General features: G+C 64.9%; 19 protein-coding genes and 1 tRNA gene. 10 read left to right on the forward strand and 10 right to left on the reverse strand.

Annotation, left to right across the window (positions count from 1 at the left end; all coding sequences use genetic code 11):
* Positions 1-130: 130 nt before the first annotated feature.
* The gene (locus RT655_RS18210) at positions 131-1,339 is read right to left on the reverse strand and encodes an LL-diaminopimelate aminotransferase (RefSeq protein WP_313539805.1); all 1,209 of its coding nucleotides are present in this window, start codon (positions 1,337-1,339) and stop codon (positions 131-133) included.
* Positions 1,340-1,469: 130 nt separating this feature from the next.
* Here RT655_RS18210 and RT655_RS18215 point away from each other — a divergent pair, with 130 nt between their 5' ends.
* The 3 genes from RT655_RS18215 to clpS all read left to right on the forward strand — a co-directional run bounded on the left by RT655_RS18215 (position 1,470) and on the right by clpS (position 4,595).
* Positions 1,470-3,206, forward strand: coding sequence for a class I poly(R)-hydroxyalkanoic acid synthase (locus tag RT655_RS18215; RefSeq protein WP_313539645.1), 1,737 nt, complete (start codon positions 1,470-1,472; stop codon positions 3,204-3,206).
* A gap of 119 nt (positions 3,207-3,325) precedes the next feature.
* Positions 3,326-4,096 (forward strand): phasin family protein, encoded by a 771-nt coding sequence (locus RT655_RS18220; RefSeq protein WP_313539648.1) that lies wholly within the window; start codon positions 3,326-3,328, stop codon positions 4,094-4,096.
* 166 nt (positions 4,097-4,262) lie between these two features.
* Entirely contained in the window at positions 4,263-4,595 is a 333-nt protein-coding gene (gene clpS, locus RT655_RS18225) for an ATP-dependent Clp protease adapter ClpS (RefSeq protein WP_313539651.1), read from the forward strand.
* A 169-nt stretch (positions 4,596-4,764) separates the two neighbouring features.
* Here clpS and RT655_RS18230 read toward each other — a convergent pair whose 3' ends face one another.
* Positions 4,765-5,472 (reverse strand): Crp/Fnr family transcriptional regulator, encoded by a 708-nt coding sequence (locus RT655_RS18230; RefSeq protein ID WP_313539654.1) that lies wholly within the window; start codon positions 5,470-5,472, stop codon positions 4,765-4,767.
* Positions 5,473-5,622: 150 nt separating this feature from the next.
* Here RT655_RS18230 and murA point away from each other — a divergent pair, with 150 nt between their 5' ends.
* A complete protein-coding gene (gene murA / locus RT655_RS18235; protein WP_313539657.1) occupies positions 5,623-6,906 on the forward strand; it encodes a UDP-N-acetylglucosamine 1-carboxyvinyltransferase in 1,284 nt (427 codons plus the stop codon).
* Between the two features lie 187 nt (positions 6,907-7,093).
* Here murA and RT655_RS18240 read toward each other — a convergent pair whose 3' ends face one another.
* The 3 genes from RT655_RS18240 to RT655_RS18250 all read right to left on the reverse strand — a co-directional run bounded on the left by RT655_RS18240 (position 7,094) and on the right by RT655_RS18250 (position 12,340).
* Complete coding sequence (locus tag RT655_RS18240) at positions 7,094-9,412, reverse strand: GH92 family glycosyl hydrolase (RefSeq protein WP_313539660.1); 2,319 nt, start codon at positions 9,410-9,412, stop codon at positions 7,094-7,096.
* Between the two features lie 47 nt (positions 9,413-9,459).
* Complete coding sequence (locus RT655_RS18245) at positions 9,460-10,734, reverse strand: GGDEF domain-containing protein (RefSeq protein WP_313539663.1); 1,275 nt, start codon at positions 10,732-10,734, stop codon at positions 9,460-9,462.
* Positions 10,735-10,834: 100 nt separating this feature from the next.
* Positions 10,835-12,340, reverse strand: a complete 1,506-nt coding sequence (locus RT655_RS18250; protein WP_313539666.1) for an acetyl-CoA hydrolase/transferase family protein — start codon at positions 12,338-12,340, stop codon at positions 10,835-10,837.
* Between the two features lie 245 nt (positions 12,341-12,585).
* Here RT655_RS18250 and RT655_RS18255 point away from each other — a divergent pair, with 245 nt between their 5' ends.
* Positions 12,586-13,482 carry an iron-containing redox enzyme family protein gene (locus RT655_RS18255; RefSeq protein WP_313539669.1) on the forward strand — a complete coding sequence of 299 codons (897 nt, stop codon included), beginning with the start codon at positions 12,586-12,588 and terminating at the stop codon, positions 13,480-13,482.
* A 31-nt stretch (positions 13,483-13,513) separates the two neighbouring features.
* Positions 13,514-14,500, forward strand: coding sequence for a GDSL-type esterase/lipase family protein (locus RT655_RS18260; protein ID WP_313539671.1), 987 nt, complete (start codon positions 13,514-13,516; stop codon positions 14,498-14,500).
* Between the two features lie 39 nt (positions 14,501-14,539).
* Here the strand turns inward: RT655_RS18260 and RT655_RS18265 are convergent, their stop codons facing one another.
* Positions 14,540-15,856 (reverse strand): cystathionine gamma-synthase family protein, encoded by a 1,317-nt coding sequence (locus RT655_RS18265; protein ID WP_313539674.1) that lies wholly within the window; start codon positions 15,854-15,856, stop codon positions 14,540-14,542.
* 253 nt (positions 15,857-16,109) lie between these two features.
* Between RT655_RS18265 and katG the strand changes: the two genes are divergently transcribed.
* Positions 16,110-18,317, forward strand: a complete 2,208-nt coding sequence (katG, locus tag RT655_RS18270; protein WP_313539677.1) for a catalase/peroxidase HPI — start codon at positions 16,110-16,112, stop codon at positions 18,315-18,317.
* Positions 18,318-18,377: 60 nt separating this feature from the next.
* Here katG and RT655_RS18275 read toward each other — a convergent pair whose 3' ends face one another.
* Positions 18,378-19,529 (reverse strand): DUF2171 domain-containing protein, encoded by a 1,152-nt coding sequence (locus RT655_RS18275; protein WP_313539680.1) that lies wholly within the window; start codon positions 19,527-19,529, stop codon positions 18,378-18,380.
* A 220-nt stretch (positions 19,530-19,749) separates the two neighbouring features.
* On the opposite strand from RT655_RS18275, the gene RT655_RS18280 reads away from it, so the two are divergent.
* The 3 genes from RT655_RS18280 (at position 19,750) to RT655_RS18290 (ending at position 21,154) form a co-directional block, all read left to right on the forward strand.
* Positions 19,750-19,825 (forward strand) — tRNA-Ala (locus tag RT655_RS18280).
* Positions 19,826-20,238: 413 nt separating this feature from the next.
* Positions 20,239-20,475: a hypothetical protein gene (locus RT655_RS18285; RefSeq protein WP_313539682.1), complete on the forward strand. Its 237-nt coding sequence runs from the start codon at positions 20,239-20,241 to the stop codon at positions 20,473-20,475.
* Between the two features lie 64 nt (positions 20,476-20,539).
* Positions 20,540-21,154: a hypothetical protein gene (locus tag RT655_RS18290; protein ID WP_313539685.1), complete on the forward strand. Its 615-nt coding sequence runs from the start codon at positions 20,540-20,542 to the stop codon at positions 21,152-21,154.
* A 28-nt stretch (positions 21,155-21,182) separates the two neighbouring features.
* Here the strand turns inward: RT655_RS18290 and RT655_RS18295 are convergent, their stop codons facing one another.
* The 3 genes from RT655_RS18295 to RT655_RS18305 all read right to left on the reverse strand — a co-directional run bounded on the left by RT655_RS18295 (position 21,183) and on the right by RT655_RS18305 (position 23,866).
* Positions 21,183-22,571, reverse strand: coding sequence for a tyrosine-type recombinase/integrase (locus tag RT655_RS18295; RefSeq protein WP_313539688.1), 1,389 nt, complete (start codon positions 22,569-22,571; stop codon positions 21,183-21,185).
* Between the two features lie 150 nt (positions 22,572-22,721).
* On the reverse strand, positions 22,722-23,021 hold the full coding sequence (locus tag RT655_RS18300) for a hypothetical protein (protein ID WP_313539691.1): 300 nt from the start codon (positions 23,019-23,021) through the stop codon (positions 22,722-22,724).
* On the reverse strand, positions 23,018-23,866 hold the full coding sequence (locus RT655_RS18305; RefSeq protein WP_313539694.1) for an MT-A70 family methyltransferase: 849 nt from the start codon (positions 23,864-23,866) through the stop codon (positions 23,018-23,020). Before RT655_RS18305 ends, RT655_RS18300 begins: the two co-directional genes overlap by 4 nt.
* Positions 23,867-23,939 lie beyond the last annotated feature (73 nt).

The raw sequence follows: 23,939 nt of genomic DNA on the forward strand, positions 1-23,939 counted from the left end.
CGAGGGAATGACGATGGGGGTGGAGGAGGGCGGTAAAAGAGCCCCCGCCGTTGCAGCCGCGGGGGCTCGCATCGTGGGAAGCCTATGTCATTTGCAGCGGCAGTCTATCGGATCCGCCGCGTCGCCGCCATCACCCCGCGTTGGCCGCCGGCGTGTTGACCCCCATCGACTGAAGATACTTCTTCACGTTGCGCGCCGCCTGGCGGAGGCGCTGTTCGTTCTCGACCATCGCGATGCGGACGAAGCCCTCGCCATTCTCGCCATAGCCCACGCCCGGCGCCACCGCGACCTTGGCGTGGGTGAGCAGCTGCTTGGAAAACTCCAGGCTGCCGAGATGCGCGAGCGCCGGCGGCAGCGGCGCCCAGGCGAACATCGAGGCGCGGGGGGAGGGGATCTCCCAGCCGGCGCGGGCGAAGCTTTCGACCATTACGTCGCGGCGCTTATGGTAGAGCTGGCGGTTCTTCTCGACGATGTCCTGCGGGCCGTTGAGCGCGGCGCAGGCCGCCGCCTGGATTGGCGTGAAAGCGCCGTAATCGAGGTACGACTTCACGCGCGACATCGCCGCGATCAGTTCCTTGTTGCCGACCGCAAAGCCCATGCGCCAGCCGGCCATCGAATAGGTCTTGCTGAGCGAGGTGAATTCGATCGCGACGTCCTTGGCACCCTTGACCTGCAGGATCGACGGGGTCGGCTTGCCGTCGAAATAGAGCTCCGAATAGGCCAGGTCGGAGAGGATCCACACCTTGTTCTCGCGCGCCCAGGCGACCAGCCGCTCGTAGAAGGCGAGGTCCACCGTTTCCGCCGTCGGATTGGAGGGATAGTTGACGACGAGGATCGAGGGGCGCGGCACGGTGAAGTTCATCGCGCGCTCGAGGCTCTCGAAATAGGCGTCGTCAGGCGTGGTCGGCACCGCGCGGATCGTCGCCCCGGCGATGATGAAGCCGAAGGTATGGATCGGGTAGCTGGGGTTGGGTGCCAGCACCACGTCGCCCGGCGCGGTGATCGCGGTGGCGAGGCTGGCGAGGCCCTCCTTCGATCCCATCGTCACCACCACTTCGGTCTCGGGATCGAGCTCGACGCCGAAGCGGCGGCCATAATAATTGGCCTGAGCGCGGCGCAGGCCGGGAATCCCCTTGGACTGCGAATAGCCATGGGCGTCCGGCTTGCGCGCCACCTCGCAGAGCTTCTCGATCACATGATCGGGCGGCGGCAGGTCCGGATTGCCCATGCCGAGGTCGATAATGTCCTCTCCACCAGCCCGCGCGGCCGCCCGCATCGCGTTCACTTCGGCGATGACATAGGGGGGCAAGCGCTTGATGCGGTAGAATTCTTCGGACATTTCCTCGACTTTCAAGGGTTCTGGCATGCGACACAAAATTGTGTCGTGCGCGCGTTCTACGCCATAATGATCTAGTCGGGAATGACGCATTGCAGTCCCTGCGCTAAGGCGGGGCAAAGGAGAGGATCGAATGCCCGACACGCTCACGCCGACCCTGCCGCGCCTGGAGGATTTGCAGCACTGGACCTGGGTGCTCGGTCGGGCGCAGCAGATGATGCTGGAGCATGGGCTGGACCTGATGGAGCATGTGCCTGCCGCGCCGCCCTTCGGCATGCTGCTGGATCCCACGCCGGCGATGCGCGCGAGCGCCGATTTCTGGGCGGACACGATGCAGCTGTGGCAGCGCTTCCTTGATCCCGCCAATGCCGAGCCCTTTGTCGAATCGCCCGAGCAGGCGCGCGACAGGCGCTTCAAGGCGCCGCAGTGGCGCGAGGAGCCGGTGTTCGACTTTCTCCGCCAGAGCTATTTCGTCATCGCCGATCATATGCTCAGGAATGTCGAGGCGCTGGAGCATGTCGATGGGCGGCAGAAGGACCAGATCCGCTTCGCCACCCAGGGCTTCATCGACGCGATCAGCCCCACCAATTTCCCTGCCACCAACCCGCAGGTGATCGAGAAGATCGTCGAAACCAAGGGAGAAAGCCTGCTCAAGGGTCTGCAGCACATGCTGCAGGACATGGCCAAGGGCCAGATGACGCAGACCGCCGCGGGCGCGTTCGAGCTCGGCCGCAACCTGGCGATGACCCCCGGCAAGGTGGTGAAGCGCACACCGCTCTACGAGCTCATCCAATATGCGCCGACCACCGAGGAGGTGCTGGAAACCCCGCTGATCATCTTCCCGCCGTGGATCAACCGCTTCTACATCCTGGATCTTACGCCGGAGAAGAGCTTCATCCGCTGGGCGGTGGAGCAGGGGATCACCGTGTTCGTCGTCTCATGGCGCTCGGCCGATGCGACGATGAAGGACGTGGTGTGGGACGATTATGTCGAGCGCGGCCAGATCGATGCGATCGACACGGTGCGTGACCTGCTCGGCGTCGAGAGCGTCCACACCATCGGCTATTGCGTCGCCGGCACCACGCTGGCGGCGACGCTGGCGGTGCTTGCCGCGCGGGACCAGGCTGCAAAGGTTGCGAGCGCCACCTTCTTCACCGCCCAGGTCGACTTCACCGAGGCGGGGGACCTGCGCGTGTTCGTCGACGACGACCAGTTGGCGATGATCCGAAGCCTCAGCGGCGACGGGTTCCTCGACGGGCGCTATATGGCGGCGACCTTCAACCTGCTGCGCGGCCGCGACCTGATCTGGAACTACGTCACCAACAATTATCTGATGGGGCAGGAATATGCGCCGTTCGACCTACTCCACTGGAATTCGGACGTCACCAACCTGCCGGCGGCCTGGCACCTCAGCTATTTGACCGACCTGTATCGAGACAACAAGCTGATCGCGCCGGGCGCGCTCCGCATCGGCGGCACGCCGGTCGACCTGTCGAAGGTGACGACGCCGAGCTATATTCAGGCCGGGCGTGAAGATCATATCGCCCCTGCCAAAAGCGTATGGAAGTTGACCGAGCATTTCCGCGGGCCGCACAAGTTCGTGCTCGCCGGCTCGGGCCATATCGCCGGTGTTATAAACCCCCCGTCTGCCAAAAAATACCAATATTGGACCAATAAGGACCTTGCCGAGTCGCTGGATTCGTTTGTGGAAACCGCCACCGAGCACGCCGGCAGCTGGTGGCCCGACTGGCTCGATTGGTTGCGCGCGGTAAGCGGTGCCAAAGTCGCGGCGAACGGTGCGAGGGTTCCGGGGGGTGGAAACCTTTGTGCGATTGCGGAAGCACCAGGCGATTATGTTAAAATGCGCTGACAAAAAGCCGTGAAAACTCGGCATTTGTTACTTTTTGTGCAGTGCACAATGACGTCTTGCAAATTCGGCTTCGCCTCGTTATATGCTGCGGTGCAGCAATAGGCAGGGAAGCTAGTCACATGGCCAGCAAGGGACCCAAGACGACGGCCAAACCGGCCGCCAAAATGGCGGCACGCGGCGCCCCAAAGCCCGCGATTCTGGCCGAAGCTGCCGCGGTTATTCCGCCGCCCGTACCCCCGTTGGCCGAGACGATCGTCCCGGCCGCGGCCTTGGTGCCGGCGCCGGTCGAAACCGCTGCACCGCAGGAAGTGAAGACCCACGTCGAAGAAGCGATCGCCGCCACTGCGGAAACGGCTGAAGCCGTGGCCGAACCGGTGATCGATGCCGTTGAGACCGTCGCGTCGGCGGTCACCACCAGCACCGCGAAGGAAACGTCTACCATGGCTACCACCTACGAAAACGCTACCGCCAACGCGACCACCCAGGCGCACACCGCGTTCGCCGACATGAACGAGCGCGCGAAGGCCGCCGTCGAGAAGTCGACCAAGATGGTCGAAGAAGCGAACGAGTTCGCCAAGGGCAACATCGAAGCGCTGGCCGAATCGGGCCGCATCGCTGCCAAGGGCTTCGAGCATCTGGGCCAGGAAGCTGCTGATTACAGCCGCCGCTCGTTCGAGAGCGCGACTGCCGCGATGAAGAACCTTGCCTCGGTCAAGTCGCCGACCGACTTCTTCAAGCTGCAGAGCGACTATATGCGCAGCGCGTTCGACTCCTATGTCGCTGAAGCCTCGAAGCACACCGAAGCGATGATCAAGCTTGCCGGCGATGCCGCGCAGCCGATCTCGAACCGCTTTGCGGTCGCCGTCGAGAAGGTGAAGACCACCGCCTGATCGGTCTGCCGATCCGGAATCGAACGATTTGGGGGCGGTCGCTGCGGCGATCGCCCCTTTTTCATGAGGACAAAATGCCGGGTGGGCCTCGGCACGCCTTGCCCTTGGGGGCAGTGCGACATATTTTGCGACGCCTATGGTCGAGCTTCGTACAACACAGATTCGGATGGCCGAGGACGGCGACCAGGACGACCGCGGCAACGACAACGCGCTCGGCATCGCCACGCGCACCCGGACCCGCACCAAGAAGCCGACGCCTTATCGGGTGCTGATGCTCAATGACGATTACACCCCGATGGAGTTCGTCGTGCTGGTGCTGCAGCGCTTCTTCCGGATGAACATGGAGGAAGCGACCCAGGTGATGCTCCACGTCCATCAGCGCGGCGTGGGCGTGTGCGGGGTGTTCAGCTACGAGGTCGCCGAAACCAAGGTTTCGCAGGTGATCGACTTCGCCCGGCAGAACCAGCACCCGCTCCAGTGCACGCTGGAGAAGGCGTAGGCGCTCTGGCTGCGCCGTCGTACTCGGCGGTGTGTCGGCCCCAAAACATAACGCTCGTCATCCCCGCGCGGGCGGGGATCGATTGGCGCTGAAGCGCCGCTTCTTTCCCCAAGCGTCCTGGCAAACGGGCTTCCGCCTTCGCGGGAATGACGATCGAGGGGCGCGCAGCTCACCGCGCCGGCGGCAGCCAGCGCAGGTCGAGCCCTTCATAGCGATTGACGTAATTCGCCGCGCCCGCGAGCGCGCCGCGATCAAGCAGTGTCACCCGACCGCCCTCGCGCGCGATCATGCCCTCCTCTTCGAGCTGGCGGAGCATGCGGTTGACATGCACCGCGGTGAGCCCCGTCGCGTCGCCGATCTCCTCCTGTGTCAGGCCGAGCGGGAAGGTGCGATCGATCGACTTGTCCGTCGCGCGCAGCCGGTTGCGCAGATCGAGCAGCAGTGCCGCCACCCGCGCCTTGGCGCTGGTCCGTCCGAGCGCCGCCAGCCGATCGGTCAGCGCCACGCGCTCGATCTGGCTGTAGACCAGGATCATCGCTGCCAGGCGGGGGTGTTCCTGCATGATGCCGGACAGCGTCGCGCGGTCAAAGGGGCACACCACGGCGTCGGATAGCGCGCACAATGTCTCCGGCGCTTCGTGATAAATTGCCGACGAGATGCCGAGCATGTCGCCCGGGAACAAGAATCGGAGAATCTGCCGGCTGCCGTCGTCGAGCAGCACATAGCTCATCATCAGTCCCTTGCGGAGTATGAACAACTCCCCGCAAGGTTCGTTCTCGCGCTGTAAAATTGCGCCGCGGCGCACGTGGCGCTGGCGCAGCTCAAGCGCATCCAGCGCCTCGCGCTCCTTGGGCGTGAGGTGGATGAATTCGCTCAAAACATCAGCAAAACAACTAGATGACACGCTCTGCACTTTCCCCCGGTTCGCCCTGCAAAGCAGCGCAACGGAATCAGCGCATTAAAATCGATCAAGGCCCTCCGGCAGCCCACCGCTTGCGCGGGCGCGCAGAGCGGCTAGAAGCTCGCCATGGACCGTATCCTCATCCGTGGCGGCAACCGACTTGCCGGCAAGATCGCGATTTCCGGGGCGAAGAACGCCGCCCTTACTCTGATGCCGTGCGCGCTGCTCACCGACGAGCCGCTCACGCTGCGCAACCTGCCACGTCTAGCAGATGTCGACAGCTTCGGACATCTACTGAATGAACTGGGCGCCTCCACGTCGGTAGAGGGCACGCGCCCGAACGAGTTCGGCCGGGTGCTCTCGGTGCGCGCCAGCCGGCTGACCTCGACGGTCGCCCCTTATGATATCGTCCGCAAGATGCGCGCCTCGATCCTGGTGCTGGGCCCTCTGCTCGCGCGCGAGGGCGAGGCGACGGTGTCGCTGCCCGGCGGCTGCGCGATCGGCAACCGCCCGATCGACCTTCACCTCAAAGCCCTTGAAGCGATGGGCGCCGAGATCGAGATCAGCGCCGGCTATGTGAAGGCGACTGCGCCCGGCGGCCGCATTTCGGGCGGGCGCTTCCGCTTCCCCGTCGTCTCGGTGGGTGCGACCGAGAATGCGCTGATGGCGGCGTCGACCGCGCGCGGCACTACGGTGTTGGAGAATGCGGCGCGCGAGCCCGAGATCGTCGACCTGTGCAACCTGCTGGTCGCGATGGGCGCGGTAATCCGCGGCATCGGCACCGAGACGCTGGAGATCGATGGCCGCGATAGGCTGCACGGCGCCACCTATGCGGTGATGCCCGATCGGATCGAAGCGGGCAGCTATGCCTGCGCCGCGGCGATCACCGGCGGCGATGTTGAGCTGGTCGGCGCCTCGGCCGAGGACATGCGCGCGACGCTCGATGCGCTGGTCGAGGCCGGCATTACCGTGGAGGAAACCGCGAACAGCGTGCGCATTGCGGCCGAGAACGGTATCCACCCGCTCACGCTCAACACCGCGCCGTTCCCGGGCTTTGCCACGGATATGCAAGCACAGTTCATGGCGATGCTGTGCAAGGCGGATGGGGCGAGCACGCTCACCGAAACGATTTTTGAAAATCGCTACATGCACGTGCCCGAGCTGGCACGGATGGGCGCGGACATCGAGGTGCATGGCCGCACCGCGATCGTCCGCGGAGTGAATAAGCTCACCGGCGCCCCGGTGATGGCGACCGATCTGCGCGCCTCGATGAGCCTGATCCTCGCGGGCTTGGCGGCGGAAGGCGAGACCCAGGTCAACCGGGTCTACCATCTCGATCGCGGGTACGAGCGGCTGGAAGAGAAGCTGCAGGCGGTCGGCGCCGATATCGAGCGCGTCGGCGACGGCTAGTTTTCCCTCCCCCCTTGTGGGGGAGGGAGGGGCCCGCCGCCGTCAGGCGGTGGGAGGGAGAGGGGGCGATTTGCAAGTGCAAATCGCGCGGCTGCTGCGCAGCCGCTCACCCTCTCCAAGCTTCGCTAGGCGCTGAAGCGCCAAGCTACGCTATCCTCCCCCCTCAAGGGGGAGGGGTTAGTTAGGATCACCGCGGCATCGAATAGGGCCGCGCCGCCACCGGCACCACCGCCCGGTTCGGCGCCCCCTGCATCGCGAAACGCAGCTCGCCGCCGCGCATCAGCTCCTCGTGCGTCACATATTGCCGGTCCAGCTTGCGGCCATTCAGCGTCACGCTGCCGACATAGCGGTTCACCTCCGACAGACCGGACGCCGTCACCGTAAAGTGCTTGCCGTTCGGCAGCGTCAGCGTCGCCCGCTCCAGGAACGGCCGGCCCAGCACATATTGGTTGGACCCAGGTGCGACGGGGTAGAAACCCAGCATCGTGAACACCAGCCAGGCCGACATCTGGCCCAGATCGTCATTGCCGGCCAGGCCATCCGGCGTCGGTTTGTATTGGCTGTCGACGATCTGCTTCAGCCGCTCCTGCGTCCGCCAAGGCTGGCCGGCATAGCTGTACAGATAGGCGACATGGTGGCTGGGCTCGTTGCCGTGGATATACTGGCCGATCAGCCCCGCAATATCCTCGGCATGGCTATAGTCGATCTTCGAATTGTCGAAATCGAACATCGCGTCGAGCTTGCGGACCACCGCAGCGTCGCCGCCCATCAGGCGGAACAGCCCCGCCTGATCCTGCGGCACGAACCACGAATATTGCCAGGCATTGCCCTCGGTATAGTCCGAGCCATAGTTGATCGCGGTGGGATCGAAGGGCGTGCGGTACGTCCCGTCGCTCTTGCGCGCGCGCAGGAAGCCGGTCTTCACGTCAAAGCTGTTGCGCCAGTTGCCCGCACGCTTCTCGAAGGTCGCGGCGAGATCGTCCTTGCCCATCGCGCGCGCCATGCGGGCGATGGTCCAGTCGTCATAGGCATATTCGACGGTCTTGGAGGCGGCTTCCGGCTCCTTGTCGATCGGCACGTAGCCAAGCTTCTGGTACCAGTCGAGCCCGCCATAGGGGCCGTAGGTTGCGCTCGCCACCATCGCGTCGAGCGCCGCCTTGCCGTCGAAGCCGCGCAGCCCCTTGAGATAGGCGTCGGCGATTACCGGGACGGCGTGATAGCCGATCATCGTCCAGGTTTCGCGCCCCTGGAACTGCCAGACCGGCAGGATGCCGAACGGGCTGTCCTCGCGGCTGGCGATCAGCGACTGGATGATGTCGCGATTGCGCGCCTCGGGCTGGACGAGCAGCAGCAGCGGGTGCTCGGCGCGGAAGGTATCCCAGAGCGAGAAGGTGGAGTGGAAGGTGAAGCCCTCGGCCTGGTGGACCTGGTCGTCGGGCCCGCGATAGCGGCCATCGGCGTCGGAGAAGACGCTGGGCGCCATCAGCGTGTGGTAGAAGGCCGAGTAGAAGTTGCGCAGCGCGGTGTCGCTGCCCTGCGCCTCGATCGCGCCAAGCGCCTGCTTCCACGCGGCGGCGGTGCGCGCATGGACCGCATCGAAATCGCCAGCTTCGCTGGCTAGATTGGCGAGCGCCGCATCCTCGTCGACGCTGGATAGCGCAACGCGGAGTTCGAGCGGCCGGTCGAGCATGCCGAAATCAAGCCGCGCCACGATCGAGCGGCCCTGCAGCTGCGCGACGCCGTCATCGCCGCGGCCGGGCCCCTGAAAGCCGCGATAGGGTATCTTGCCTTCGGTATCGACAAAGGCATGGGACTTGAGCGGCGCCGAGGGGCGGATCGCGAAGAACAGCTTGCGCGCCGGCGCCCAGCCGCGCGTCTCGCGCGCGCCGGTGATCGTCCCGTCGGGCCGCACCCGCACCGAGGACCAGAGGATCTTGCCGGGATAATTGTACAGCGAGCTGCGCAGATCGAGCACCAGGTGCGCCGCCTTGCCAGCCGGGAAGGCATAGCGTTCCACCGCGACCCGGGTGCCCGCAGTCATCTCGGCACGGACGCCCTGGTCCTGCAGCGTCACCGCATAATAGCCCGGCCGCGCGACCTCGTCGGCATGGGTGAAGCGTGAGCGATAGCCCGCCGAGCCGGGTTTCTTCGGGTCACCCGGCTCCAGCGGCACGGTGTCGCCCGCCACCGCTGCGATCAGGAAGTCGCCGAGGTCGGAATGGCCCGCGCCCGAAAAGTGGGTCAGCGAGAAGCCCTGAATGGTCGGGTCGCCATGCCGGTAGCCGGCAGCATGGCCATAGCATTCGCGGATCGCGCAGCCGGTATCGGTGTCGGGGCTCAGCTGGACCATCCCGAAGGGCGCCACCGCGCCAGGGAAGGTGTGCCCCTCTCCGCCGGTGCCGACCAGCGGATCGGCATGCTCATAGCCGGTCTGGGCGGCGAGCGGCGTCGCGAGAAGCGACGTGGCGGCGAGTGCGAGCGCGGCGCGCTGAAAGGTCCCCTGCATTGCCAAGGCTTAACCGAGCAAAGCTGAGGACGGAAGCCCGCCCGCGATCACTCCGCCGCGAGCGGCAGCATTGGCGATTCCTGTGCAGGCGCCGCGACGACGCGGTTTCGTCCGGCCTCCTTGGCCTGATACATCGCAGCGTCGGCCATCGGCAGCAGGTCGGCAATCGTGCGCGTGTTCTCGGGCAGGGAGGCGACGCCCAACGAGGCGGAGATCGTCGCGCCCTGCACGCTCGACAGCGCTTCGATACGCTCGCGGAGCACCTCCGCCTTGGTCTTGGCTTCGGTCAAGCTACATTCGGGCAGGATCACCAGCAGTTCCTCGCCGCCATAGCGACACGCGACATCGGATACGCGAAGCGCCCCCACGATCTGCGCCGCCGCCTCACGCAGCACTGTGTCCCCGACGGCATGCCCGAATGCGTCGTTGAGCTTCTTGAAGTGATCGAGATCGATCATGATCGCGGAAAGGGGGGTGCCGGTGCGTTCGGCAAGCGCGGACAATCGGGTCAGCGCATCTTCCATATAGCGCCGGTTGTACAAGCCGGTCAGCGGGTCTCGCAGCGCCTGGGTTCGCAGCGTTTCGCGCAAGGCGATGTTCGAGATCGCGAGCGACATGGCGTCGGCGATGGCGGTGGCGATGGGCTGGATGCGCGCAAGCTGTGCTGCGGCGTCGGGAAGGGCGGTGCCGATCTTCAGCATGCCGCGGATCTCGCCATGCGCGGTCATCGGCAGTTCAAGCACCGTCGCCGCGCCGATATGGTGATCGCAGCGCAGGGCACCTTGCGTGTCGGCGTTGAGATGCGCCTTGCCGCGTTTCAGCGCCCAGCATTGCGAGGGCATCAGCATCGGCCGTAGTGTGTCGGTTTCCGGCCAGTTCCAGGTGGCGGAAAGCTCCAGCCGGTCGCGCGAGTTGTTGAAGACGTACAGCGCGCCGCCAAAGCCCTGGAGCAGCGAATCGATCGTCGATCCCAGCACCGCATTGGCATCGCCATAGCCATTGGCGCTCTGCAGCAGTTCGGTCATGCGGAAGAGGTGGTTGACCTGCATCCGCTCCGCATGGGCGATGGCGGCATCTTCGCGCCGTTCGCGAAGTGCGCGCAGGATCTTGGGCGTGCCGAGCAGCAGCAGGAACAGCGCGGTGATGGCGCTGCCGAACTCGGTCAGCAGATCCACCGCCTTCGACCCCTCGGTACGAACCAGCGGCCCCACAATATGCGCGGCGATCATCAGCAGGATGGCGATCGTGGCCAGCACCACCCGCCGCCGGATCGATTGCTCCAGCGGGTCGACGTCGATGGGAGGTGCACTGCCTGCAGCCACGCGCGAAATCCCCTTCACGCGACGCGGATCGCCGCGATTTCCCACCGCGATAGCGTGGTGGGGTGCATGTTGCTGCTCGTGGAAGTGCCGTTAGGGAATTCTACCGCATCGATCCCGTATCGAGGAAGCGCTGATGCCAGGCGAGTGCTTCGCCCGGCAGCATCGGGGTCTGCTTGCCATAGCTGCCGGCCAGCGCACGCTCGTAATAGTCGCGCAGCATCGGCTTGTAGGTCGGATGGGCGCAGCGCTCGATCACCTGCTCGGCGCGCTTGCGCGGCGCCAGCCCGCGAAGATCGGCCAGGCCCTGTTCGGTCACCACGATCTGTACGTCCTGCGCGATGTGATCAACGTGGGAGACGTGCGGCACGATCGACGAGATCGACCCGCCCTTGGCGGTGGAGGGCGACATGAAGATCGAAATATAGGCGTTGCGCGCGAAGTCGCCCGATCCGCCGATGCCGTTCTGGATGCGCGAGCCCATGATGTGGGTGGAGTTGACGTTGCCGTAGATATCGGCCTCGATCATCCCGTTCATCGCCAGGCAGCCGAGCCGCCGCACCACCTCGGGATGGTTGCTGATCTCCTGCGAGCGCAGCAGGATGCGATCGCGGAAATGGTCGAGATCCTGATTGAGTCGCTCGGCAGCGCCGGGGCTCAGCGAGAAGGCGGTGCAGCTTGCCATGCGCAGCTTGCCCGCCGCCAGCAGGTCGAGCATCCCGTCCTGCAGCACCTCGGTATAGGCCGTGAGGTTCTCGAACGGCGCGGTCAGGAGGCCTGTGAGCACCGCATTGGCGATGTTGCCCACTCCCGATTGCAGCGGCAGCAGCGAGGGCGGCAGGCGGCCCTTGCCGACTTCGTGGCGGAAGAACTCGATCAGATGCTGGGCGATGGCGATCGCGCTGGCATCGGGTGCAGCGAAGGGCAGGTTGCGATCGGGGGCGTTGGTCTCGACCACCGCGATCACCTTGTGCGGATCGCAGCGCAGCGTCGGCTGGCCGATGCGCTGGTCGGGCGCGGTGAGCGGGATCGGCACGCGGTTGGGCGGCAGCGCGGTGCCGTAATAGATGTCGTGCATCCCCTCCAGCGCGGGGTTCTGCCAGCTGTTGACCTCCAGGATCACGCGCTTGGCGACATCGAGCCAGGTCTTGTTATTGCCCACCGAGGAGGAGGGGATCAGCGATCCGTCTTCGCGGATGCCGGCAACCTCGATCACCGCGACGTCGAGCTGTCCGAGGAACCCCTCCCAGGCGAGCGGTGCGACCTGGCTGAGATGGAGGTCGACATAGTCCATCTCGCCGGCGTTGATCTTCTCGCGGGCGATCGGGTCCGAATTGTAGGGCAGCCGGGCGGCGATGCCGTCGACGCGGGCGAGCGCGCCGTCCAGTTCCGGGCCGGTCGAGGCGCCGGTCCATACCTTGAGCCGCATCGGCTTGCCGGCGGCGTGCTCCGCCTCGATCTGCGCGGCGAGCGCGATCGGCACCGCCTTGGGATAACCGGAGCCGGTGAAGCCGCTCATCCCCACCGTCATGCCATCGGCGATGAACGAGGCGGCGTGGTTGGCGGTGGTGACCTTGGCGGCAAGTCCGGGATGGGCGATACGCGACATGGATCCTCTCCGAACTGCATCTTTGGCGGCGATGCAGACCTACCGAGCCGCGTGCAATTGTTGCAATTACCTACTTGGTAGGGGTGGATGCACCCGGTGCATGCGCAATGGGCAAGGCCTGGTTGCGACCTTCTTCCGCTCGAACATGACAGATCAGCGACTGCCAAGTGATTGATCTGGTTGAATCGCCCGGAACTCCCCTTGTCGGCCACGGGTTAAGGCGGCCAAGCAGGAGAGACTTTCCCATGGCAACGCTCGCGCGCGATTTCGCGCCACGCATCCGCTCGCAGTTTTTGACCGACAGTTTTCAGCGTGGCCTCGCCCACTGGAACCGGGAGCGTCTGGAACCGGGCTTCCCGTCCGACGACTGGCAGCGCCGTTTCGAGCGCGACGTCCGCATGGAGCGGCTGCAGGGCGCCTTTCTCGAAGAGCTGCGCGCCGAAATCGTCGAGGAGGCTGCCGAGGCGCCGACCGATGTGGACGGCTTCATCGACTGGTTCGAGGGGCTGAAAGCGACCGGACCGGGGCAGGGCGATCCACTGTTCCCCTGGCTCGCCGACATGGCAGACCGAGACGAGCTTCGATGGTTCTTCGAGCAGGAAGCCGCTGGCGAGGCGGGGTTCGACGATCTCGTTGCGATGACGCAGGTCAAGCTGCCGACGCGCCCCAAGCTCGAACTCGCCCGCAACTACTGGGACGAGATGGGTCACGGCACCGAGAAGGGCATGCACGGCCCGATGCTTGACGCGCTGGTCGAGACGCTGGCCGTGACGCCCGTGATCGAGAATACCGTGTGGGAAAGCCTGTGCCTCGCCAATGCGATGACCGCGATGGCGAGCAGCCGTCGCTATGCCTGGCATTCGGTGGGCGCGCTGGGCGTAATCGAGCTGACCGCGCCGGGCCGCTCCGCCGCGACCGCCGAAGGGCTGAAGCGCGTCGGCCTGAGCCCCAAGGAAGCGCGCTACTTCACGCTGCACGCGGTGCTCGACATCAAGCATAGCGAAGACTGGAATCGTGAGGCGATCCGCCCTGCCGTGGAAGAGGATCCGCGCCGTGCAACCGCAATGGCCGAAGGCGCGCTGATCCGCCTGCGTTGCGGCGCACGCTGCTTCGAGGCCTATCGCGAGCGGCTCTGGGGCTGACGCGGCGCGAGCGGGTTGCTAGGCAGGCACCATGCTTCGCCTTGCCCTTGTCGCCGCGCTGATGCTCGCGCCTGCCGAAACGTCCGTACCGCTGCATGCTGGCGGCCGGGTGACCGCCGATGGCCGCTTCGGCTGGCCCGGCGTCTATTTCGAGGGACGGTTCAAGGGAACCGCGGTGACGGTCTCGGTCGAGGCCGATACCGATCTTCTCGCCGTGCTGATCGACGGGGTCGAGCGCGCGGTGCTGGAGAAGCCGGGCAAGGTGCAGCGCCGCTTCGACGGACTGGCAGACGGCGAGCACGTCATCCGGGTCGAAAAGCTGACCGAAACGCAGCGCGGCTATAGCCGGATGATCGGCGTCACGACCAACGGCACACCGCTCGCACCGCCGGTACATGCGCGCCAGGTGGAGTTCATCGGGGACTCGCACAGCGTCGGCTATGGCGACACCGCGACCACGCGCGATTGCACCCCGGAGAAGGTTCACGACACGACCAACACCCAGCTGGCCTTCGGCCCGCTGCTCGCCAAGAAATGGGATGACGAGTATCGCGTGATCGCCTTTTCGGGCCGGGGGGTGGTGCGCAACTATGCGGGCGGCAGCCCGGGCGAGACGCTGCCGGTGCTCTACCCACGCGCCATCCCCGGCGAGGCGGCGCCCGCAGTGCGGGATGGCTGGAAGCCGCAGCTGATCGTGATCAACCTGGGCACCAACGACTTCTCGACCCCCGTCCATGCCGGTGAGGCGTGGAAGGACGCGGCGGCGCTGCACGCCGACTATCACGCCAAATATGTCGCGTTTGTGCGCCAGTTGCAGGCGGCGAACCCAAGTGCGCGATTCCTGTTGATGGGGGCGCCGGCCTTTATCGCGGACGTACGCGCGGTCGCGGCGGCGACGGGCACGACGCCGGTGGCCGTGCCGCCGCTGGAATTCACCGCCTGCAACTTCCATCCTTCGCTGAAGGATCAGCAGCAGATGGCGGATCTGGTCGAGCAAGCGGCGCGGACGCTGAAGTAGAAGCGCTCCCCTCCCGCGAGCGGGAGGGGAGCGTGAGGATCACACCGCCTTCAGCGCATTTTCGAAGTCGGCGATCAGGTCGTCGGCATCCTCGACGCCGATCGAGATGCGGACGAGATTGTCGGTGATCCCCAGCGCCTGCTTGCGGTCCTCGGCGACCGACAAATGCGTCATCCCCGCCGGATGCGAAGCAAGCGTCTCGGTGCCGCCCAGGCTCACCGCCAGCTTGGCGATCTTGAGCGCGTCGAGGAAGGCGAACGCTTCCTTCTCGCCGCCCTTGAGGTAGAGCGAGAAGGTCGAACCTGCGCCGGTGCAATGGCGACGGTAGATATCGGCCTGACGCTTGTCTTCGCCGCGCTCCAGGAAGCCGAGATAGCCGACCTTCTCCACCTTGGGATGGCTCGCGAGGAATTCGCATACCTTGGCGGCATTCTCGCCCGCGCGGCTCATGCGGAGCTCCAGCGTCTCCAGCGAGCGGAGCAGCATCCACGCAGTGTTGGGATCACAGATCGTGCCGATCGTGTTGCGCATCAGCCGGATCGTGTTGATGTGTGCCTTGGTGCCGAGCACGCCGCCCGCGACCAGGTCCGAATGGCCGCCCGCATATTTAGTCAGCGAGTATACGACGATATCCGCGCCCTGCCGCAGCGGCTGCGCCCAGAGCGGGCCGAGGAAGGTATTGTCAATCGCGATTGGCGGCTTGGTGTCGCCCGTGAAGATCGCGTCGCGGCTGGCGGCGACTGCTTCCACGTCGACCAGCGCGTTGGTCGGGTTGGCCGGGCTCTCCAGATAGATCAGCGCGACATTGCCGGTCGACGCCTTTGTAAGCACCGCGTCGATTTCCTCGCGCGTGGCGCCCGCCGGGAAGTCGAGCCACTGGACACCGAACCGGCCCAGGATGCGCGAGATCAGCGTCTCTGTCGCTGCATAGAGCGGACCCGAATGGACGATCGTGTCGCCCGGCTTGACCATCGACAGGAACAAGGTGGCGATCGCCGACATGCCCGACGAAAAGGCGAGCGCGTCCTCAGCCTCTTCCCAGATGGCAAGACGGTCTTCCAAGATCTCCTGGTTCGGACCATTGAAGCGCGAATAGACCAGGCCCTCGGCCCCGCCTGGCCGCTTGCCGGTCACGCCCTCGAAGTGGCGCTTGCCCGCCGCGGCATTGGGGAAGACGAAGGTAGAGGTGAGGAAGATCGGCGGCTTCAGCGCGCCTTCCGACAGCATCGGATCATAGCCGTGCCCCATCATCATCGTCGCTGGCTTGAGCTTGCGGCCGCCGATTGTCTCGACCTCGCCTTCGGGGCGGGGACGGGGGGTGCCGCCGGTCAGATCGGCTTCGGTGGCGTCGGTCATGTGCAGCTCTCCGGTTCTGTATTCTGCGGTTGGTTGCGAGTGTAACCGCTTCAGGCGGGCAAACCAGCCAAGTCCGTAACCGCGATCACGCAACATCGTTTCGTCTGCACCACGTGGAAGACCCCTATCCGTTCGGATATACTGACATCAGCGGCGGGATCGATCAGTGTGCCCGGACTAATCCATTTCATCGATCGCTCCGGCCGTGCGAGGCTTTGCGTAGACCATGGCCCGAACCCGAAGGAGAGCCCGAATGAACGCCGAATCCCAATGCCCGATGCATGGTGGCAAGATGGAGGGTAACGCCGTCCTGTTCGACATGACGAACCGGACCTGGTGGCCCAACCAGCTCGACCTGACCGTGCTCCACCAGAACCCGCCCGCCGGTGATCCGATGGGCGCCGAGTTCGACTATGCCGCCGAATTCCACAAGCTCGATCTGGCCGCGGTGAAGGCCGACATCTTCGCGCTGATGACCGACTCGCAGGATTGGTGGCCCGCGGACTTCGGCCATTATGGCCCGCTGTTCATCCGCATGGCCTGGCACAGTGCTGGCACCTATCGCATCGGCGATGGCCGTGGTGGTGCAGGCTCAGGCACGCAGCGTTTCGCGCCGCTCAACTCCTGGCCGGACAACGCCAATCTCGACAAGGCGCGCATGCTGCTCTGGCCGATCAAGCAGAAATACGGCCGAGCGCTGTCCTGGGCGGACCTCCTGATCCTCACCGGCAATTGCGCGCTGGAATCGATGGGCTTCAAGACCGCCGGTTTCGGCGGCGGCCGCGCCGATATCTGGGAGCCGGAGCGCGACATCAACTGGGGTCCCGAGCGCGAATGGCTGCAGACCAGCGACAAGCCAGGCGGCCGCTATTCGGGTGAGCGTGACCTGTCGAACCCCCTGGCGGCGGTGCAGATGGGTCTCATCTACGTCAATCCGGAAGGGCCGGACGGCAACCCCGATCCGCTGCTCGCCGCGCACGATATCCGCGAGACCTTCGCGCGCATGGCGATGAACGACGAGGAGACCGTTGCGCTGATCGCCGGCGGCCACACCTTCGGCAAGACGCACGGCGCCGCGGACCCGAGCCAGTATATCGGCCCGGAGCCGGAAGGCGCGGGGATCGAGATGCAGGCGCTCGGCTGGGCCAACAGCTATGGCACGGGCAATGCCGGCGACACGATCACCAGCGGCCTGGAAGTCACCTGGACCGAGACACCGACGCAGTGGGGCATGGGTTTCTTCAAGAACCTGTTCGACTATGAATATGAGCTCACCAAGAGCCCGGCGGGCGCGCACCAATGGGTGGCGAAGGATGCGGGCGAGGTGATCCCGGACGCGCATGACCCGTCGAAGAAGCATCGCCGGACGATGCTGACCACCGACCTCGCGCTGCGCTTCGATCCCGTCTATGGCGCGATCTCGCGGCACTTCTACGAGAATCCGGATGCCTTCGCCCATGCCTTTGCCGAGGCCTGGTACAAGCTGACCCACCGCGACAGCGGGCCGCACGCCAAGCTGCTCGGGCCCGAAGTGCCGGCCGAGCCGCGGCTTTGGCAGGACCCGGTACCGGCGGTAGACCACCCGCTGATCGATGCGACCGATATCGCGGCGCTCAAGACCGAGATCCTCGGTGCGGGCCTGTCGATCGCGCGGCTGGTGAAGACCGCCTGGGCCTCGGCCAGCACCTATCGCGGCACCGACAAGCGCGGTGGCGCCAATGGTGCACGCATCCGCCTCGCGCCGCAAAAGGATTGGGCGGTGAACGAGCCGGCCGAACTCGCCACGGCGCTCGGCGTGTTGGAGGGCATCCAGGCGAAGTTTAACGCAGGCCAGACCGGCGGCAAGAAGGTGTCGCTCGCCGACCTGATCGTGCTCGGCGGCACCGCGGCGGTGGAAGCGGCGGCGAAGAAGGCGGGACATGATCTGTCGCTGCCCTTCGTCCCCGGGCGTACAGATGCGAGCGAGGAACAGACCGACGCGCACAGCTTCGAAGCGCTCGAACCCAGGGTGGACGGTTTCCGCAACTATGTGGGCGACACCATGGGCTGGTCGGAAGAGGAACTGCTGGTCGACCGCGCCGCGCTGTTGACGCTCAGCGCACCCGAGATGACCGTGCTGGTCGGCGGCCTGCGCATGCTCGGCGCTAACCATGGCGATGCCAAACACGGGGTGTTCACCGATCGCCCGGAAACACTGACCAACGACTTCTTCCGCAACCTGCTGACCACCAGCTTCACCGCGAAATGGGCAGCGCAGGGCGACGGCAGCTTCGTCGCGACCGATCGCAAGACCGGCGAGAGCAAGTGGATCGGCACCCGCGTCGATCTCATCTTCGGCTCCAACGCGCAGCTGCGCGCGCTGGCAGAGGCCTATGCCACCGACGATGCCGAGGCGGCGTTCGTCGAGGCGTTCGGCAAGGCGTGGACCAAGGTGATGCACGCGGACCGCGTCGACCTGTGATCGGATAAAGAAGGGGCCGCCCGGATTGCCGGACGGCCCCTCATTCTGCTTCAGCGGACCTTAGTAGGTGCCCTTGAAGCTCGAATTCAGATTACCCGTCGTGCTCCAGTCCTGCGACCGGTCGCCCGTGGTGGTCTGATCGGTGGTCGTCGCGGTCGACTTGGACTTGTCCTCGCCAAACATCGCGCCCGACTGCTCTTCGTCGCGCCAATGGCTCTTGGCTTCATCCGCGGTCTTGCGCAGCGTCACCTTGTCGTCGACCGTCTGGATCCAGCGCGACGGGATCGAGTGGTGGCGACCTTCGGCATCGGTGTCGTTCTTGGTCAGGATGATGCGGTCACCGCGAACCTTGTCCACCGTGCCGACATGGCTGCCATCCGAACCCAGCACTTCCATGTGCTCGGTCACGCGGCGGAGCGCGTCGCGCTGGCCGGTGCGCTCGGTACGGAAGGTATCGAACTCGTTGTGGAAACGCTGGGCGTTTTCCTTCCGATATTCGTCATAGTCGCGGTCGAATTCCTGGATCCGGCTGCGGCGCCATTCGCCATAATGATTGTCCGAATGGCCTTCGGTGCGACCCTGCTGCTCGTCATAGCGCTGGTCCTGGCGGCGGCGGCGTTCCGCTTCCTCGTCGCCAAACCACGAGCGGACTTCGTCGCCGGCGCGATCGAAAAAGCCGCGATCGCGATCATAGCCGCGGAGGTCTTCGCCGCGGTTGCGGTCATAACCATAAGCACTGCGGCCCTGATCCTGGCGATCATAGCGCGAACGATCCTGGTCCTGCTGACCATAGCTGCGCGCGAAGGAGTCGCGGTTGCCCCAGTCGCTGTTGCCATAGTTGCGCTGGCCATAATCGCGGTCACGATCCTGAGCCGAATAGCCACCATAGTTGCTGTAGCTGCGCGAACCGGTGTCGCTCCAGTCATTGTCGCCGCCGTCCCAGCCGCCGTCCCAGCCGCCGCGCTCCTGGGTGCGCTGGCCATAGCCCTGCGCGCCATAGCGCGAGCGATCCTGGCTGCGCCCGCGGTTCCAGTTGTCGCGCTGGCTGCGATCGCGCCCGCGGCCAAGCTCGCCGGCGGCGGCATAATCGCGTGCGCTGCTATAGGTGTAATCGCGGCCGGAGCCATAATCACGGCCATAGTCGCCGGGGGTGCCACTGTCGTTGTAGCCGGTGGGGCCATAGGGGCCGTAGCGATTGTTGCGGTCGTCCATCGTATCTCTCCTGCTGAGATTTCGGCGGCTGCGGCATGCTTGCCGTCACGCTCCGTCCAAGCGAGCAGAGGGGCGGATGGGTTCCCGGAATTTAACCTGCGTCACAGGCGCTTCGTCGTCGGCGATACGAAAGCAGCTGGAAGTCGCCACAAGCTGGTTGCATCGCCCGTTTCGGCTCGCTAAGGGGAGCGCCTCCCGGGCCAGCCCGGGACAAGGCGGCGGGGCTGTAGCTCAGATGGGAGAGCGCTGCAATCGCACTGCAGAGGTCAGGGGTTCGATTCCCCTCAGCTCCACCACCGCCTTCTAGCTGACTTAATTAGCTTTTTTTCTTGCTCCCTGCAGGTCGTCATGGGCTGCACTGGCATCGTGGTATCGCGATGGTATCGCGGCGGTTAGCTCTCGCGGCTCTTTACGCGTTGCAACGGGTTGCAGTTTCGATAGGTGCGCGCTTGCGTTGTACGCAGCGTAGTTGCGCAATTAGCATTTGTACGTCGTTGCGGACGTACCATATCGCGAAAGGGTGTTGACGGTGTCGTCAACGCCAGCGTTGCGAGTTCGTGATGTACGTGGTAGTCGCGAATCAACGGTGTAGTGACGTCCATACAGTGAGGTGTTGACGTCGACTGTACCGTAGCCTGCGGTTGCCTCCTATAATGCAACTATGCGGGCTAGCTCGCGTTTTGAACTGTGTGGAGGCTGGAGAGCGAAAGTGACCGAAATGAGCCGGTTTATGCATGCTCTCTTTGGAAATTCCGAGAGAGTGCACCGCAACATAAAGTTTTTCCGGGGCGAATCCGCCAATCTGTCCGTGGCCGACCTGTGTCGTGCTGCCACCGATGGGATTGAGCAGATTGTGACCGGCCTCTCTGAGCCGGTCTCTGCCGCCGAAGCGCTGGATTATGGCATCCGTGAGCGCGAAGCCAAGGATCTTGTAGCCGCGCTGTAAAGCCTGGTGGCAGTGAGGCTGCCACTCTAGAAATCCTCTAGTGGCGGTGCTAGGCACCGCCGCTATGGATATCTTCAATCACTTTAGCTGTCACACGTCGCTGCCGGTCAAAATCGCCGACGTTGAAGCTCACATCAAAGATTCTGGTGTAGTTGCGCAGATTGATATCCATCCACTGGATCTCGATCCAAGTGTGCTGCGCGGGATTTGTTGGGTATACGAATGGCGTCCCAAAAACTCCCTCAACACTCACCTCGTTGGCAAAATCGGATTTAACAAGCACCTTCCGGAAGACGAGGCCCGGCTCGTCGTGTGCAAGGAATTGCTTCACCTCCTCGACAATAAATTCGAGACAGCTCAAACCAAAGATGAAGTTGAGCAGCTTGTTGAGGACATAATCCTGCCCGTTGAAGCTGCTGTAGGGTTGCCCGCTCTCAACGATAATACCGGCCTGCTTATGGCTATTGCGATCATGCTGCCGCGTGACGCGATCGATGATTTCCGCCCCAAGTACGATGCAGACGAAATATCCTCTGCAACGATCGCCAAGATGGCGCGCGTTCCGGAATGGGCAGTCCGAGTTGCATTTAGCCCTCATTGGGCGGAGGTTCTTGAGCGGTTCGATGCAATCGGGCAAACTCGGGCTCAGATTCGGAAATCTACTCGCAAAAAACGTTGAGAGGGCATTTCAGAAGCGATCCGAAGTATCATCGCCTGCATCTCATGGCGGCGATGGACTCAACGTTTACTTCTCGCGGATAGAGCAGATGGGCGCTGGTATGCTCTTCGACAGCCGCCCAGAACGCCTCAGTGGAGGCAATAAATTCCCGCAGATACTCGGGGCGAAGGTGCGTGTAGTTCGCGCCGGTGCCCTCTTCGCTGTGACCGGCGGCGGCGTCGATCTGCGCGTCGGGCACGCCGTAGCGCTTGTGCCAGGTGTGGATGGTGTGGCGCAGGGTGTTAGGCGTACCGATGCCGCGCATCTTAGGTCTGGGCCGTGTCTCGCCTAGCTTGCGGCGGGGCGGAAGCCACACCAGTTCGCCTGCCTCGTCGCGCGCCTGCTGTGCAAACCCTAGATCAGGCCGCGCCGTGTGCGCGGCGAGCAGCACGCCCTCGAAGGCGTTGCCGATGTCGCTCGTCGGACGCTCGTAGTGGTCAGGGCCACCGGCAGCGCGGGTCTTCTGCGACGTGGGCACGCGATACCGGATGATCTTGCCGGTGGCGCCCTCCAGCCACGGCGCGAGTGTGGGGCTGATCGGCACGATCGGGCGCCGCTTGCGGGTCTGCTCTTCACCTGGGCGAAGAAAGTGGATCATGCCGCGCCGGATCTGCGCCGCGTCCAGCTCCAGCGTCGCCTCGGCGCGCCCATGGGTGCTCAGCATGATCATGATAAACAGGAACACGTGATCGCGCTCGGGCGCGGCCCTCGCCGCGTCGAGCAGTGCGGCGACCTGCTCAGGGCTCCACTCCAGCTCCTTCGGCTTCTTGCGGCCCTTCACATCCTTGATTTTTGGCGCGCTCGAAAGCCGGTTGATCTCCGGCTTCACTGCCCAGTTGATCGGGCCACGGAGCGCCGCCAGGTCGCGCGAGATCGTGGGTGCCGAAACGCCCTGGCCGTTGCGCCAAGCAATGAAAGCGTCGACCAGCGCGTTCGACACGCTGGCCACCGTGAACGGCTCCGGCAGCAACTGCTGCGCGCGCAGCTCAGTCCAGAACGCTTCGAGGCGATCGACGCTATCGAGGTAGCGCTCGGGGCTTTCGAGGTGCGCGACATGCTCTTCAAGCCAAGCCGCGGTTAGATCTGCGAGCAGCACCTCTTGCGGGCCGCGCGGGCCCGTTGGCATGATGGCCTCGGCCCGCGCCTTCCATGCCGTCCAATGGTCTACGAGGGCGAGTTTCGCTTCTTCCGGCGGATTTCCGCCGACACCGCCGACACCCGTCGATGCGCGCCGAGTGACACGTCCGTCGAGCCAACAGATATTCCAGTCGTCGCGGTCGCGCCGGTACCAAAGCCAGAACGGTCCGAGCTCGAAGCGCTGGGCTTCGCCGGCCTTGGCCTTGCGGGAACCTGCACCGCTTCGTCTACTCTCTGCCATTCCGCCCTGAATTCCTCTGATTCTATCTCACACAGCACCGCGTACACGCGCGGGTCCATCAACGCCCGCGCATGCTCCGTGTCGAGGTGCAGGCGCTCGCCCAGGCGGGCGGCACGCCGCACCCGCTTGAGCAAGACGCTGATAGGAAGCTCATCCATGCCCGATGGTCTCCGATTCGGCGAATCGGTGCATGTTGATGCGCGCCTCGTCGGCGGCGTTCAGCAGATCCGCGAGCGCCGCTGCAGTCGCCTCGCTACCGTGCCAGCCATGGAGCACTGACACGAATGAGCTGCCGACCACCCAATAGCGGTGATCTGCATCGAAGCTATGGGCTCGAAAAGGCGGCCGCTTGTGAATTGCATGCGTGTTTCCTGCCCACTTAGCCACCAAGGCAGACGCCCACTCGTTCACCGCCTCTGGCGCTGAAAATTCCTCCTGAGCTGTCGTCATTGTGCCAGCTCCGGAAACAGATCGACGTCGTTGCCCCAGCAATCCCAGCCTGGCCGGCGCTGGCGGGCGAACAACTCGACATAGGGGCCGGCGTAGAGCGCTTCGACGTCGGCAATCATGCTGTCGGGCTTGCGGCTGTGCTCACGTACGGGCGCGACGAGCAGGTTGCGCACGCGGCGCGACTGGACGCGGGGCTTGCCGATCGTGCCGACGAGATAGAACTCGGCCGCCGAACGGAGGACATAGCCGGTGCCGAACGCCCAGGTGCGGTCGGTCGACGTGCGCTTCGCCCAGGCACCGGCGCTCTTGAAGGTGAAGCCCCATGCTCGCAGCAGCTCGATCGCGCGGTCGAGCAGCGGCGCCGTCGCCCACATGATCAGCGCGCAATCGGGCGCGGCGAGCCGCGCGACGGGCATGCGGGCTAGATCCGCGATCGACATGCACGGGTAATGTGCCAGCGGGTTCTTGGCCTTGCCCTTGGCCGAGAAGTTTGCAAAGCGCCAAGGCGGGTCTGCATAGATCACACCATAGCCGCCTGGGCGCAGCTCGCCGAATGGCCAATTGGCCGAGGCGGGGGCGGGCGGCGCGAGTACCTCCGGGAGCGCCGGCAGAGTCGGGGTGCCCAAGTCGCCGCCAAACAGTTCAAGGTTGCCGGCGGCCTGCAGCCGCCGGCGGGACATCGTCTGTCGGACGTTGAATGCGTGGTAATCGCGGTCGTAGCCGAGGTGGCAACGCTGGCACATGGCGCGGAGGTTCTCCTCCGCGCAGTTCTCGGGCTGGTGGTCGAGGTGCGCGACGGTGAGCACCACCGTTGAGCCGGTGACGCTATGCAGGGCGGCGTTCACCTCGGGGCAGCGACCGTCATGCGGGTGCCCACATTCCCCCTGGCACTCGCACCGATCGCCGGCTCGTTCCTTC

The organism is Sphingomonas sp., from assembly GCF_032114135.1.
Classification (GTDB): Bacteria; Pseudomonadota; Alphaproteobacteria; order Sphingomonadales; family Sphingomonadaceae; genus Sphingomonas.